The organism is Clostridium sp. JNZ X4-2, assembly GCF_054889485.1.
Genome location: NZ_CM142685.1, coordinates 2,022,919 through 2,037,854, shown reverse-complemented (window position 1 = coordinate 2,037,854; position 14,936 = coordinate 2,022,919). Strand labels below are relative to the sequence as shown.

Sequence of the window (14,936 nt, the reverse complement as noted above, 5' to 3'; positions counted from 1 at the left end):
AAGTGGAGGGAAAAATGCTTGATGTAAAAAATGTAAGCAAAAAATTCAAAGACATAAAGGCTGTGGAGGAACTGTCCTTTCAGGTTAATGAAGGAGAGATAGTGGGACTTCTTGGCGAAAATGGTGCAGGGAAAACCACAACTTTGAGGATGATTTCCACTATGTTAAAGCCAACCGGGGGAACTATAAAAGTAAATGGATACGATGCAGTTAAGGATTCTTCCAAGGTTAGGGGAGAGATAGGCATTTTATTTGGCGGTGAAGTCGGGATATACGACAGATTGTCAGCACGGGAAAACATAGAATACTTTGGGAAATTATATGGAATGTCAAGAGAAAAAATAAATGGGAGAATAGATGAACTTGTGATGGATTTAAAAATGGAGGAGTATATAGACAGAAAAGCCGGTAAATTTTCAAGGGGAATGAAACAGAAGGTATCCATAGCCAGGGCCATAATACATTCACCTAATGTAATGCTCTTTGACGAACCCAGTACGGGTTTGGATGTTTCAGCGGCCAGGGTCATACATGAATTTATTATAAAATGCAAAAGTGAAAACAAGATAATTCTTCTGTCCTCTCATTCCATGTCGGAAGTTGAAAAACTCTGTGACAGGGTCGTAATAATTCATAAGGGAAAATTGGTGGAAGAGGGAACAATAGAGGCTTTGGAGAAAAAGTACAATAATGGCAGCCTTGAAGAAGTATTTATAAAATTGATAGGAGGTAATGCAGGTGAATAATTTCTGGGTGATTTTAAGAAAAGAACTTACAGATATATTCAGAGACAGGAAAACTCTTATATTTACCATACTCCTGCCTATTATAATGTATCCGGCCATGTTTAAGATAATAGATCTTACAATGAAAAATACTACGGACTCCCTCCAGAAAAATATCACCATTGCCTACAGGGGAGATAAAAATTCTTCCATCCATAAGGTGCTTGAAAGCATGAAGAATATAACAATGGACAACAGCGGAGACGAGTCTGAAAAGCTGAAGAAGGGAAAGATAGCCCTCATAATTGACGTGCCTGAAAATTTTGATTTAAAAGTTGCAGGTGAGGATAAAACCAATATTAAAATAATATATGACAAGGATTCAAACAAGTCCTCCATGGCAGCTTCCATAATAAAGGATATTTTCAATAAATACAGTGCATCCATTGTTGACGGAAGGCTTCAGGCAAAGGGAATCAACAGTCAGATACTGACACCTTTTGAAATAAAGGAGCAGACTTTAACTAAAGAGGATGATAGTCCTATAGCAGCTGGTATTTTAAGTGTACTTCCAACTATATTGATCATTTTCATGATAAGCCCTACCATAGGAATAGCGGCTGATTTGGTAGCCGGGGAAAAAGAAAGAGGGACTTTTGAGCCGCTTTTATCAACTTCTGTAGGAAGAATGTCCATATTTTGGGGAAAACTTATGGCTATTTCCTCCGTAGCGCTCATTACATTGATAGTTACGCTGGCTTCCATGATAGGTTCCATGCTGTATATATTTTCAGGCGGAGGTAAATTTACCATTCCCATAGGTGCTTTTGCCCTTATAGGAATAGTATCTGTATTTGTACTTGTAGCAATTAGTTCCATAGAGATATCCATAAGCATATTTGCACGTTCCATGAAAGAGGCAAATACATATCTTGGAGGATTTCTGGTACCGGTAATGATTTTGACATATGTGCCTTTTATGATGGATGCTAAAAATATAGGTTTCATGTTTTTTAATATTCCCATTGTAAATGCAGTGGTGGTTATGAAAGAAGCTATTGCAGGAATATTCAACCCTGTGCATATTGCAGTGGTATTGGGATGGCATATTGTATATGTAGTGGCCACTGTATTTTTGGCAAAGGTCATGTTTTCCAAAGAAGAGGTTGTATTCAGATCCTAATTGTCAATTCACAATGCACCATTCACAATGGACAATTTATAAGGGGCAGAGAAAAACAGGGAAAATTTTCGGTGACAACTGAAAATTTTCCCTGTTTTATATTTGAGTATATTTATTATTTTACTTTCAGACCTCTGTAACGGTTTATTGCACTGCAAAGTTCGTATTTTCTGGGCAGGGCCAAATTTCCAGGATGTCCTGTATAAGGGGAAATTGAATCCAGACCGAAATCTTGTATCTGTTTAAATAATTTATCTGCAGCCTGAGAAATTGATATCTGATCATTTATTATTTTTTGTGACAGAAAATTCAGCATTACTGCCATGCAGTTTGTCTGACTGCTGTCTGTTAGTTGATCCAGGGCTGAAAGATCTATGGCTGATTTTTCATATATTATGGTATGGAGTCCCTTGGATCTTATTCTGGGCTGCTTTCCCCTATGATTAAAACTGGATTTAAGAGGTACTCTGGCTGTGATGTCTCCAAAACTGTTTTCATCTGTTCCTTCTCTTTTATACCCGCTGGTACCTGCAATATTTTTGGCAAGAGCTGTAACTTCCTTGGGAATATATTCATCCATCATGATTATATGATCCGCTACATCAAAATAATCTCCGGAACCTCCCACAATCAATATGGTTGACACATTATGCTGGGTATACAGCTGCCTCACCTTGTCAATAAAAGGTGTAATAGGTTCCTTGTCCTTAGAGACAAGTTTTTGCATCCGCCCGTCACGTATCATGAAATTTGTTGCAGAAGTATCCTCATCTATGAGAAGGAGAGTGCTGCCTGCTTCCAGTGCCTCCATTACATTGGCTGCCTGGGAAGTGCTTCCACTGGCATTATCCGTAGAAAATCTTATGGTATCCTTGTTGTTGGGCAGATTGTTTATAAAAGGGCTTATGTTGACTTTTTCCACCCTGCGGCCATCTTCGGCACGTATTTTCACTGCATCACTTCTGGTTATGACAAACTCACGACCGTCACCTAAAATATGATCATATACTCCTAATTCAAGGGCTTTCAGCAGAGTTGATTTTCCATGATATCCGCCACCTACAATCAAGGTTATTCCCTCTGGAATTCCCATCCCTTTCACTGCACCATGGTTTGGAAGGAGTAGTTCCAGTTCAAGATCTTCAGGACTTTGAAAGGGAACTCTCCCCTGTGACAGGGGTTTGTCGGATATGCCGTTTTCCCTGGGCAAAATAGAACCGTTGGCTATAAAAGCCACTAGATTTCTTTTCTTCAATTCACCTCTAATGTATTCTTCATCCAGAATCAGTTCTATTTGATTTTTCAGTGCGTTCTGATCGATGTTTTTAAAAAGCAGTGAACTATCTGCGATTTTGGGAAGAATATTAGAAAAAATGCTATTGGCAGATTTACCTAGAATTCTTCTCCCTGCAGCAGGCAGTTTAATTTCAAAACTTGCTTCAATACGGTTTTGTTTTATGAGTATGGAAGTTCTTTCAAGAATTTCCTGACCACAGTTATCCATGGTTAAATGTTCACTCAGCTTTTTAAAATTCACGCCATAGTTAAAATTATTTATACTGTTTCGGAAGGCTCTGGTTAGAAAATCCGATACTGCCCTTATTTTGCAGCTTGAATCCAAAAACTTATGTGGAAAACCCGCTTCACTGCGGGATACAATTATACGGGCCTTTGAAGGAGGGGCAAAGGGATCAGCTTGAACATGATCAATGGAAAGTATATATTTTCCAACGGCATATTCTCCCCTTAGTTCCTTGTAGGCAGAATAACCTCTCCCATCTATTGATAATAGTAATTTTTGAAGTTCATTATAATTTTTCAAAATTGAATCCTCCTTGTTGTCTTTTGATTCAGGTAGTTACATTACAGATGCTGGATACTGTTATTTTGTAATTTTTTGCATTTTACATTATAATATGATAACATAATTTTATAGTCAAATGTAAGTAAAATATTAACAAACATTTGTATAACCAGGGTAAAAGAGATGGAAAAAGCAGGCTTTTTCCTCTGATATAAAGAGGCGGGGCTTTTTTGTCTTATATACATATGGATAATATTATAAAATAAAGAGGTCTTTAAAATGAATTTGGTTAAATCCTATGGGAAATATATAAAAAAGAATACAGATAATCCTTATAAAACATTGAATTTATTAAAGGCTGGATTTTCTATTGAAAAGTTTTTGGTTTCAAAATTTAAGGATAAGAATCTCCCGCCTTCCCTTAATTATCTAAATGAACTCTGTGTTGATTTTATACTCAAGCCCCTTAAAAATCCGCAAAATTCAGCTTTTATCACTATATTTTCGCCGGTTGAAATACTTCATGCCATGGGCATAACTCCATTTTTGATTGAGGGATTTTCATCCTTTCTTTCAGGTACACAATGTGAAGATGTATTTATAGATTGTGCCGAGAAATCAGGTATTTCTGACACTCTCTGCAGTTATCACAAAGCTTTTATAGGAGCTGTAGAAGCAAAGGTAGTTCCAAAACCCGGATTTGCCATAACTTCGTCCATGATATGTGATGGGAATTTGAATACCTTTAGGTATGTTTCAGATAAATACAATATACCTTATTACTATCTTGACATACCCTATGAATACAATGAGGATACGGAAAAATATGTGGCAGGCCAGCTGCATGAAATGGTAGAATTTATTCAGGATATAATGAAGGTTAAATTTGATGAAGACAGATTCAAGGAAGTAATAAAAATTGAAAATGATACTAAAATGTATATGCGTAAATTTTATAAAGGCCTTGAACGTAAATATTTCCCCAATACGCTTACCCTGGAGATGTACAGATTATTTGCATCTCATTTGGGAATAGGCAGAAGTGAAACACTGAAATTTTATAAAATGCAGGCTGAAGATATAGAAAAATATCCTGATTATAATGGAAAGAGAATTCTCTGGAGTCACGTGATACCATTCTACAGTGAGGTACTTAAAAGTTATTTCAATTTAAATTCGGATTATCAGCTTTTAGCTTGTGACTATAACCTGGATAATATAGAAGAAATGGACTATAAACACCCTTATGAGGCTTTAGCAAAAAAATTTCTTCAAAACAAACTCAATGGTCCTTTTCAAATGAAAATAGAAAATGTAATAAAAATTGCTGAAGATTTTAAGGCCAGTGGTGTAATAAATCTCTGCTCTTTTGGCTGTAAAGAGTGCAGCGGAGGGACAATGCTTTTAAAAAGGGCTCTTAAACAAAAGAATATACCTTATCTATCCATAGATGGTGATGGGGTGGATAGACGAAATGCCCATGAGGGTCAGGTAAAGACAAGAGTTGAAGCATTTATGGAAATATTAAACGGCAGACGGAGGGTGACAAGATGATAGGTTATGTCTGTAAGTATACACCTTTTCACATTATAAAGGCTTTTGGAGAGAAGACAGTAAAAATAGATCCTCATGTTTCGGGATTTGATAAAGCTGAAACACTGATGCATCCCAATATATGCACTTATGCAAAAGCAGTACTTGAAGAATGTATTAATTCTGCTATTTCCAATGTAGTCCTTGTAAATTGCTGTGACAGCATTAAAAGGTTATATGATGTTTTGAAAAGCAGTCCTGACTTTAATTTTGTATATCTTATAGATGTACCAAGGAAAAAAAACAGGGCTTCCTATCTTATTATGAAAAGCGAAATTATAAAATTCATAAATTCCATGGAGAAATTTACTGGGAAAAAATTTGATGAAGATAAATTTATAGATATAGTCAATTCAGAAGTGCCGCAAAAATCTTCCGAACCCTCGGATATAAATATTGCACTTATGGGATCAAGAGTAAAGGACTCCACAGTAAAACAAATCCAGGATACAGGTGCTTCTGTAAATTTCAATTTCACCTGCACGGGAAATTTTGCAAAGTCAACGGTGCTTATGAAGAATGAGGACTTTATTTTAAATTATGCTTCATTTTTGCTGAATTCATTTCCATGTATGAGAATGGTGGATAATGACCACAGAATTAAAATTCTAAATGAAAATTTGGGCAGCATAGATGGTTTGATATATCATACCACAAAGTTTTGTGACGCATATTCTTTTGAATATGCCAAACTCAGAAATATAATCTCAGTGCCCATGTTAAAAATAGAAACAGATTATACAGAAGAAGGTAGTGGTCAGATGAAAACCAGAATAGAAGCTTTTATTGAAACAATTAAATCGAGAAATAAACAGGATGAAAAAAGTTATAATAAAAAGGCAGAAGGTGATATTTTAGTTGCAGGTATAGACAGCGGTTCTACATCTACAAATGTAGTGATAATGAATAATAACAGGGAAATACTTTCTTATTCTATAGTGCGAACCGGTGCCAGGAGCCAAAGCGGAGCAGAAAAGGCCATGAAGGCAGCTTTGGATAAACTCCATATAAGCCGTGATAAACTTTCCAAGATAATTTCAACAGGATACGGGCGTGTAAGTATTCCATTTGCAGACGGGGAAATAACTGAAATCACCTGTCATGGGAAAGCAGCATATTTTTTAAATAACAAGGTCAGAACAATAATTGACATAGGGGGTCAGGACAGCAAAGCCATAAAACTGGATGACAGGGGAAAGGTACTGGATTTTGCCATGAATGATAAATGTGCAGCAGGTACCGGAAGGTTTCTTGAAATGATGAGCCGTACCCTTGAAGTACCGCTGAGTGAAATGGGGAAAAAATCTTTGAACTGGAATGAAGACATAAATATAACAAGCATGTGCACCGTGTTTGCAGAATCTGAAGTTGTATCCCTTGTGGCCCAAAACAAGGAGATATCAGATATAATTCATGGATTGCATAAGTCAGTTGCCACAAAAACAGTTTCACTTGTAAACCGGGTGGGCAGGGAAGAAGGCTATATGATGACAGGAGGAGTTGCAAAAAACATAGGTGTGGTCAGGTGTCTGGAAGAAAAGCTTGGGAATAAGGTGTTTATACCTGAAGAACCCCAGATAGTAGGTGCCATAGGTGCAGCACTTACAGCACTGGAGAATAATTAATCCAAGTTGTATATGAATTTTATAAAAATAGTATAAAACCTGGGTCTGCTGGAGACAGGCTCAGGTTGGCTATTTTTGTTGAAAATTTTTTTCAAAAGTTAAAAAAGTATACTTAATGTTTTTATCACAGTGCTTCTCATATTCAATTACTTTATAACCCTTTCTGTTGAATTCAGGAAAATGTGCATCTCCATCTTCAAAAGACATTATTTCAGTTAAATACAATCTGCTGCAGTAGGGCAGCATCTGCGTGTAGAGTTGTGCCCCGCCTGTTATGAAAACTTCCTGGGGTGAATATTTATATTTTAAGATGTGTTTAATGGAATGTATAACTGTAACTCTATTATCCAAAATAGAATAATTTTCATCCCTGGTTACCACAATGTGTTTTCTACCCGGAAGTACTTTGGGAAGCGACTCAAAGGTTTTTCTTCCCATTATAATGGTTTTACCCCATGTTATTTTTTTGAACCTTTTTAAATCTTCAGGTATATGCCATATTAATTGATTATCCCGGCCTAGTACATAATTTTGATTAATGGCTGCAATTATATTTAGCATTATAGGACAGCTCCTTATTTGTTTTTCAGTTTTTTACTATATTATAACACAGATAAAAAGGTAAAAGACCGCAGAAAAACACTCTAAAGTCCTTCTTATAAATTATAGCGTAAAGCTATTTTAAACTGTTGTAAATCATTTCTAAATTAGATTTCATGCTTTGAATATAATTCTTGTTGTCTTCTTTACTTTCAATTGTGTATATTTTTTCCACCCTTGCTCCCACTTCTTTGGCCAGAGTATTGGAGACCTTAGGGCTTACCATATCTTCTACAAATATGGTTTTTATATTGTTTTTCCTGCAGTAGCTTACAAGCCCTGCCAGCTTTTGAGGAGAAGGTTCTCCTTCAGCAAATACACCTTCCACACTGTTTTGCTTTAATCCAAAGTCTCTGCAGAGATATGCAAAAGCAGCATGACCAGTTACAAAACTTTTATTTGTCACAGTGGAAAATTTTGTATTGTATTCATTGTAGAGCTCATTTAGCTGTTTTGAAAAGTCTTTGTAATTTTTTTCATAAAAATTCTTATTTGCAGAGTCCGCTTTAACTAAAGCATCTTTTATGTTCTTTGATTCAATTTGGGCATTTTTTAAACTTATCCATGTATGTGGATCGTACTGGCCCTGATCTTTTATTTCATTATTATCAGTATTTTTAATTGGACTTATCCCCTTTGAAGCATCTACTGCAATTAAGTTCTTATTACCTGCTGAACTTATAACTTTATCCTTCCAGGACTCCATTCCAAGTCCGCTGTATACAAATACGTTGGCATTGCCTAAAATTTTAAGATCTTTTGCAGTTGGTTCAAAATCATGAGGTTCCGTACCATTTGGAATTATAGTTGTAATATCTATTTTGTTTTTCCCAATAGCTGAAGCAAATTCCCTCATAGCATTAAAGGACACCACTACTTTGGGTTTGGATTGAGTTTTATTATCTGTGGCTGTTCCACTGGTGCCATTGCAACCGGAAAAAATAAAAATAATACAGCTGAACATAGCAGCTAATACAGATAACTTATTTTTTTTAAACATATATAGTACCTCCTTAAAATTATGTAAATGCAATAGATATGCATTTACATATATAATATAATAGATGAATGAACTCTTGTCAATAAACATAAGAAAAAATATTCTAGTGTAATTATTAATTATATAGGAAAGCTTCATTAAATATATAACTGTTATATTTTTAAAATACTTGAATATTATTTAATAAACACTGAATTAAGGAGTGATGAAGTTGTCTAAGATAAACAAATGTTTTGTACTCTTTATAGTACTATTGATAATTCCAGTTATCCTATTTAGTCCTATTAGAGTAAAAGCAGAAGGAAGTGAAAGTGATAATGCCAATGCTGGAAGTATAGTAAAAGAAAATATTGTAAATATAGTATCTTCAAATAAAGCAAACGATACGGATAAAAATATTATTGTAAAACAACAAAACCTGAAAGTAAAGATTATAGAAGGGAAGCATAATGGTGAAGAGGTTGACATTAGCCATGACATCCAGCCATTCAAGCCAGATAATATAGAGTTTAAGACAGGTGATGAGGTATTTCTGACAATAAGTGAAGATAATACTGGAAAGATAAATTCAGCTGGTGTATATCAGATAGTGAGGCAGAAACAATTAAAGGAGAGTAATCCACAAATTTCAAATAGAGATGTTATAAGAGCTGGAATGAGTGTAGGCAGGATACTATAGGAACCATGACTACTACTTGAACACTGGCATATATAAGCGGAGCCATATTTCTGGTATTGGGGTATATGGCCAGCAGCAGCAGTTTTACTGATATAATAAATCAGGATATGATTGCTTCAGATATAATAAAAACTTTTGCAAGCAGTATAGGATTGATATTTACAATTCCAATTACTGTTTTTGTATATTGGGTTTTAGATAAAAAATAACTGGTGATTTTGTTTATGAAAGGGGGGAAAACTGCTTTTAAGCTAAAGCAGTAAATATATTGAATTATAGAAGATTTAGCAGAAAAGATAAACCTAAGTTTGAAATGTTCAATTTAATTATAAGCCTTATATTTGTAATTATTTTACCCTATTTGGTTGAAGCCGGCAGCAATACAAATAATAATATTAAAGGAAATATGTTTTATGTTCAAGTACTGAATTACTCAATGCCGGCGGTTAAAACCATTTGCTTTGATGAAGATGATATGGCGGAAAACAACTTCTCATTGAAAAATTTGGCTTTGGAAGTGTTTAATATAGATGCTAAAAATCCATTGAGCATACTGGGAAAGGAAGTGGCCTTTATAGGAAAGGATATTCCCAATAACAGTGTCAATGAATTTAAACTGGATAATAAACAAATAACTAAAACAGATGATAATTTGAGCAGAGGAGATAGTTCCAATACTTCAACTAAAAATACAAGTGTATATGACCCCAGTTTAAACAGGAAGATGAATAGTGAAAAGCCTGATGTACTTATATATCACACCCATACTACAGAGAGCTATAAACCTGGAGATGCCAATAGTTTTGATGATACAAAAAATGTCTGTGCTGTGGGACAGCAGCTGGTGACTGAATTGAATAAATATGGTATATCTGCAATAAATGATACAACTGTACATGATGCAGTAGCATATACCCAGAGTTATGCCAGGTCTTCAGTTACACTGGGTAAATATTTAAAAAAATATGGAGATTTTAAACTGATAATAGATATGCACAGAGATTATGCAGAAGACAAAAATTCGGTGACAATGAAAATAAATGGTGAAAATGTGTCCAAATTTATGCTTGTTATGACCAAGAAAAACCCTCATTTTGACAAAAATATGGAACTGGCAAATCAAATAGTAGATCTTTCGAACAAGTTATATCCAGGTTTTTCAAGAGGTATCAATTTGGATTATAATTATGGAACAAGATATTTTAACCAGGGTATGAGCAATAATGCAATACTCATGGAGATTGGAGCACAGATAAATACTACGGATGAGTCCAAGGCTTCCATGAAATATGTGGCAAGGATACTTGCACAGGTTATTAAGTGATACAGTTTAAGGGAAAATTTATAATAAAATTTTCCCTTGATATTTAGTCAGGTTTATAAGTTTTCATATTATATATCAATTCATGAGCATTGTTTGAAACTAAAAGAAGTTTCAGGCTGAGTTCACTTATAAAACCCTCTCTGCAGGAATTTTCAAGCATGTCTAAAAGCGGATCAAAAAAATGTTCTATATTCAGCAATCCTATGGGCTTTTTATGAATTTTAAGTCTGGCCCAGCTTATGGTGTCAAATAGTTCCTCATAGGTACCAAGTCCTCCTGGAAGAGCTATAAATCCATCAGAAAGATCAGACATTTTTTCTTTTCTTTCGCTCATGTTTTCAACCTGGATAAGTTCAGTTAAGTTTTTATTAGGTGGTTCATTTGAAAGAAGCATTTTGGGAATAACACCAATAACTTTTCCACCATTTTTTAGAACTTCATTTGAAATTTCCCCCATAAGCCCAGTACTGGATCCACCATATACAAGCTGTATTCCATTTTTGATTAATTCTTTTCCAAGTAATCTGGCACCTTTAGTATATTCTTTACGTGCACCTAAACCTGAACCGCAATATACACATATTCTTTGCATGGTATCACCCTCCGTATAATTAGTTAAGTAATAGCGTATTTACTTTATTATATAAAAAATAAATATATTTGATTATATTAGTGAATTTTTATAAATAGAATTAAACTTGTACTGATTGATAATTATATATCAATTCATATATAATTATCAATAAGATAATATTTTAAATGAATAAAATATTAAATTGTATTTATAATGTTGATATATACTGCAAAATTAATCATAATAAAATGTATATTATATAATTTTTAAAAAGAAGGTATGTTATGGAAAAAGAGGTTTTGCTGCTGGACAATGTAACGAAAACAATAAGGGGTAAGGGTATAATTAAAGGAATAAGCTTTTCCATGAAAGAAGGAGAAATAATGGGCTTTCTCGGTCCAAATGGAGCAGGTAAATCCACTACTCTCAGGATGATCGTAGGGCTTTCACGACCTACCTCGGGGAATATCGAAATATGCGGATGTTCAATAGTTAAAAATTATGTAAGGGCCATGTCAAATGTGGGATGTATTATAGAGGGACCTGATTTGTATAATTATATGAGTGGAATGGATAATCTTAAAATGCTGGCATCTATGAGTAAAAATGTTGGAAAAGGGGATATAATAAATTCTATAAAGCTGGCAGGCTTAGAAAACAGGATAGGAGACAAGGTAAGTACATATTCATTGGGAATGAAACAGAGGCTTGGAATTGCACAAGCCTTAATGCACAATCCAAAGCTTCTTATTTTAGACGAACCAACTAATGGATTGGATCCATCAGGTATAAGCCAGCTTAGAAATTTGATAAGGAAAATAGCAGAAGAGCAGAATATTTCCGTACTGATATCAAGCCATCTTATTTCTGAGATAGAACTCATGTGTGATAAAGTAACTATAATCAAAAATGGAAAAACGATTTTGGAAAGTTCAGATGTAAATAAACTATTAAACAATGAAAATGTATTCTGGGTACTAAGTGACAATGAGAGGGGAAAACAGATTTTAGAAGATATATGGAAAATTAATGGGCAGATAGTGAAAGAAAAGCTTGAGGCACAGGTTTCCCCGGATAAACTGGAAGAAATAAATTCCTATTTTATAGAGCAGGGTTTGAAGATAAAATATGTAGATAATAAACATAAAACTCTGGAGGATTTATTTTTAAGTCTGACAGGGGGAAATGAAATTGTTTAGGGGTGGGGATGATAAATTTGCTAAAACTAGTGGAAAATGAAATATTTAAAATGCTTTCAAAGAAAAAGCTTATTTTTATTTCGGCAATTTTATTAATACTGGTATCTCTTTTTTGTTATGGTGAAAATGCATCTTACAAACATACAATAAGAAGATTTTCAGGGACACCAGCTCAAACTCAAAATTACAATTGGAAATCACTGGTAAACCAGCAGATACTGTATTTGAAAAATACTGCCAATAATCAATACATTAAGCAGGATAGAAAAAATTCCATAAATATTCAAATAGCTCAGCTGGAATATTATTTAAACCATAATATAAATCCCATAACCCCAAGCAGTGCAAAATTTACTATTGATTTTATGCAGCAGTCAGTTTATCTGTTTTTACCTCTCCTCATAATAATACTGGCGGGAGATGTTGTTTCAGGAGAATTTTCTTCAAGGACAATAAAGATGCTTCTGACCCGGGCCGTTCCCAGGTGGAAGATATTACTTAGCAAGTATATTGCAGTTTTGCTTTTATCCTGTATAGTGATTTTAGAATCAGCTGTTATGTGTATAGTTGTGTCAAGTTTTATATTTCACAATGGAGGCTGGAATGAACCCATGGCAACGGGATTTAAAGTTATAGGTGACAAGCTGGATTCTTCAAGCGTTATAAGAATTTATCAATGGCAATATGCCATTCTGGTGTATTCTCTTGGATGGTTTACTTCAATTAATATTGCAACTTTATCTTTTATGGTTTCTGTAATAGTGAGAAACACTGCAACTTCCATAGGTATAATGCTGGCTTCCCTCATAGGAGGAGGATTTCTTCAAATGTTTTTATCAGATTGGCCCTTAGTTAGATACTTCTTTGCAGTAAATTTGGATTTGACTCAGTATTTAGCAGGATCTTATCAGCCAATACAAGGTATGAGCCTTACTTTTTCCGTGTTGGTATTATGTGCATGGTCGCTGGCAGCTTTAATTATAAGCTTTAATGTGTTTCAAAAACAAGACATATTGGTTTAGTCGGGGGGCAGGAGTCTGATGTATAAAAAAATAAGATTTTTAACTATACTGATTTTTGCACTGATAATTACAGCAGTATTGTCAACAGGTTTTATATATTCCATTTCAATTACTAATGCACCCAGTAAAAATAATACTTCTATAGCAAAAGATAAAGGAAGTGAAAATAAAGCTGTGAATACTAAAATAAAAAAATTGGACAGTAATTCATATAATATCCTGGTTATGGGGGATTCTCTGGCAAGAGGTACCGGGGATGAAAGCAACAAAGGGTTTGCAAATGATTTCTCCAGTTTGTGGAGAAGTAAAACTAAAAAATCTATAAAGGTTACCAATATTGCAGTTAATGGTGATGTGTCGACCGGACTTCTAAATATTGTAAAGGATCAGCAAAATCTTCAATATATACAGGACTCCCATATGATATTCATCTCCATTGGAGGCAATGAAATCAAAAATTTTAGAAGTACAGATGCATCTTCAGCAGTTGTTCAGCCAGATAATGAGAAAGCGGTTCAGGATAGGTACCTGAAAAACCTGGAGAATATTTTTAAACTAATAAGAAGTAAAAATCAAAACAGCATTGTTGCGTTTATCGGGTTATATAATCCTTTTGGGGATGAGCTGACTGCAGATAAACTGGAATTGTTAAATGAATGGAATTATAAAACGGAGGATTTGGTGTCATCATATGACAATGCAGTATATATTCCCACTTATGATCTTTTTAAATATAATTCTCAAAATTATCTTGCCGCCGATAATTTCCACCCTAATTCCGCAGGTTATGAGGCTATTTCCAAAAGAATATTTGAATCATTGAAGAATTTTAAAAATTAATAATTATAAAATAAAGACTTATCTTGATTGGGATAAGTTCTTATTTAGTGTATAATTAAATTAAATATAGTTTATCAATTAATTGTTTGATTTCAAGGGGGAATTTTAAATGAATGATGATTTGGAAACATATGTTGAAAAAGCAAAGGAACTGGGTGCATATGATGCTAAGATAATTGATACAAATACTATAGAGATAGCTGCATGGACAATAATGAAGTGCAAATTTGGATGTAACAATTATAACAAGAGTAATTGCTGCCCTCCTAATGCCCCTTCCTATAAGGAAACTCGAGAAATAATCAACTGTTATAATAAAGCTCTCCTTATACAGTGCAAGTTGAATTCAGATTCAGCTGCTGAAGTTGCAGCTGGGATGGATTTAAGCTCAACCACTAAAATTATAGTTGATATGGAGAAAAGTATTTTTTTGTCGGGTAATTATAAAGCTTTTGGATTCGGAGCTGGTCCCTGTAGGCTGTGCGAAAAATGTGATATAGGAAATTGCAGACATCCTAATGAAGCAAGGCCTTCCATGGAAGCCTGTGGAATAGATGTGTTTGCCACAATAAAGGCAAATGGTTTTCCAATAGGTGTGTTAAAGGATAAAAACGGTAAGGATCAAATTAACTGTTATGGCTTAGTGCTTATTGGATAATATATTTCAAATATTATACAGGTGTTTTTATACTATATAATATTATTTACAAATAAATGTTCTATTTGAAAATAGTTATTGACATCAGCTGCTATTGGTAGTATTATTTA

The 14,936-nt window shown here is 34.2% G+C and carries 15 protein-coding genes; 11 read left to right on the top strand and 4 right to left on the bottom strand.

Features of this window, described 5'->3' with window-relative positions:
* Window positions 1-14 precede the first annotated feature (14 nt).
* Window positions 15-746: an ABC transporter ATP-binding protein gene (locus ACYUJ6_RS09790; protein WP_461842607.1), complete on the top strand. Its 732-nt coding sequence runs from the start codon at window positions 15-17 to the stop codon at window positions 744-746.
* Entirely contained in the window at window positions 733-1,908 is a 1,176-nt protein-coding gene (locus ACYUJ6_RS09785) for an ABC transporter permease subunit (RefSeq protein WP_461842606.1), read from the top strand. Before ACYUJ6_RS09790 ends, ACYUJ6_RS09785 begins: the two co-directional genes overlap by 14 nt.
* 115 nt (window positions 1,909-2,023) lie before the next feature.
* On the opposite strand, the gene ACYUJ6_RS09780 is transcribed toward ACYUJ6_RS09785, so the two are convergent.
* The gene (locus tag ACYUJ6_RS09780; RefSeq protein ID WP_461842605.1) at window positions 2,024-3,730 is read right to left on the bottom strand and encodes an ABC-ATPase domain-containing protein; all 1,707 of its coding nucleotides are present in this window, start codon (window positions 3,728-3,730) and stop codon (window positions 2,024-2,026) included.
* Between the two features lie 261 nt (window positions 3,731-3,991).
* Between ACYUJ6_RS09780 and ACYUJ6_RS09775 the strand changes: the two genes are divergently transcribed.
* Together ACYUJ6_RS09775 and ACYUJ6_RS09770 are read left to right on the top strand one after the other, a co-directional pair.
* Entirely contained in the window at window positions 3,992-5,266 is a 1,275-nt protein-coding gene (locus ACYUJ6_RS09775) for a 2-hydroxyacyl-CoA dehydratase subunit D (protein WP_461842604.1), read from the top strand.
* Window positions 5,263-6,930 (top strand): acyl-CoA dehydratase activase, encoded by a 1,668-nt coding sequence (locus tag ACYUJ6_RS09770; RefSeq protein ID WP_461842603.1) that lies wholly within the window; start codon window positions 5,263-5,265, stop codon window positions 6,928-6,930. Before ACYUJ6_RS09775 ends, ACYUJ6_RS09770 begins: the two co-directional genes overlap by 4 nt.
* Before the next feature lie 69 nt (window positions 6,931-6,999).
* On the opposite strand, the gene ACYUJ6_RS09765 is transcribed toward ACYUJ6_RS09770, so the two are convergent.
* Together ACYUJ6_RS09765 and ACYUJ6_RS09760 are read right to left on the bottom strand one after the other, a co-directional pair.
* Window positions 7,000-7,491 carry a dihydrofolate reductase gene (locus ACYUJ6_RS09765; RefSeq protein WP_461842602.1) on the bottom strand — a complete coding sequence of 164 codons (492 nt, stop codon included), beginning with the start codon at window positions 7,489-7,491 and terminating at the stop codon, window positions 7,000-7,002.
* Between the two features lie 115 nt (window positions 7,492-7,606).
* Entirely contained in the window at window positions 7,607-8,530 is a 924-nt protein-coding gene (locus ACYUJ6_RS09760) for a metal ABC transporter substrate-binding protein (RefSeq protein WP_461842601.1), read from the bottom strand.
* Window positions 8,531-8,741: 211 nt separating this feature from the next.
* Between ACYUJ6_RS09760 and ACYUJ6_RS09755 the strand changes: the two genes are divergently transcribed.
* From ACYUJ6_RS09755 to ACYUJ6_RS09745, 3 genes are all read left to right on the top strand, one after another.
* Window positions 8,742-9,209 carry a hypothetical protein gene (locus ACYUJ6_RS09755; protein WP_461842600.1) on the top strand — a complete coding sequence of 156 codons (468 nt, stop codon included), beginning with the start codon at window positions 8,742-8,744 and terminating at the stop codon, window positions 9,207-9,209.
* 65 nt (window positions 9,210-9,274) lie between these two features.
* Window positions 9,275-9,418, top strand: a complete 144-nt coding sequence (locus ACYUJ6_RS09750; RefSeq protein WP_461842599.1) for a YibE/F family protein — start codon at window positions 9,275-9,277, stop codon at window positions 9,416-9,418.
* Window positions 9,419-9,477: 59 nt separating this feature from the next.
* A complete protein-coding gene (locus tag ACYUJ6_RS09745; protein WP_461842598.1) occupies window positions 9,478-10,533 on the top strand; it encodes a stage II sporulation protein P in 1,056 nt (351 codons plus the stop codon).
* A gap of 43 nt (window positions 10,534-10,576) precedes the next feature.
* Here ACYUJ6_RS09745 and ACYUJ6_RS09740 read toward each other — a convergent pair whose 3' ends face one another.
* Window positions 10,577-11,125 (bottom strand): LOG family protein, encoded by a 549-nt coding sequence (locus ACYUJ6_RS09740; protein WP_461842597.1) that lies wholly within the window; start codon window positions 11,123-11,125, stop codon window positions 10,577-10,579.
* Between the two features lie 266 nt (window positions 11,126-11,391).
* On the opposite strand from ACYUJ6_RS09740, the gene ACYUJ6_RS09735 reads away from it, so the two are divergent.
* The 4 genes from ACYUJ6_RS09735 to ACYUJ6_RS09720 all read left to right on the top strand — a co-directional run bounded on the left by ACYUJ6_RS09735 (window position 11,392) and on the right by ACYUJ6_RS09720 (window position 14,826).
* Window positions 11,392-12,306 carry an ABC transporter ATP-binding protein gene (locus ACYUJ6_RS09735; protein ID WP_461842596.1) on the top strand — a complete coding sequence of 305 codons (915 nt, stop codon included), beginning with the start codon at window positions 11,392-11,394 and terminating at the stop codon, window positions 12,304-12,306.
* A 17-nt stretch (window positions 12,307-12,323) separates the two neighbouring features.
* The gene (locus ACYUJ6_RS09730; protein WP_461845482.1) at window positions 12,324-13,328 is read left to right on the top strand and encodes an ABC transporter permease; all 1,005 of its coding nucleotides are present in this window, start codon (window positions 12,324-12,326) and stop codon (window positions 13,326-13,328) included.
* A gap of 18 nt (window positions 13,329-13,346) precedes the next feature.
* Complete coding sequence (locus ACYUJ6_RS09725; protein ID WP_461842595.1) at window positions 13,347-14,168, top strand: GDSL-type esterase/lipase family protein; 822 nt, start codon at window positions 13,347-13,349, stop codon at window positions 14,166-14,168.
* A gap of 109 nt (window positions 14,169-14,277) precedes the next feature.
* Window positions 14,278-14,826 carry a DUF2284 domain-containing protein gene (locus ACYUJ6_RS09720; RefSeq protein WP_461842594.1) on the top strand — a complete coding sequence of 183 codons (549 nt, stop codon included), beginning with the start codon at window positions 14,278-14,280 and terminating at the stop codon, window positions 14,824-14,826.
* Window positions 14,827-14,936 lie beyond the last annotated feature (110 nt).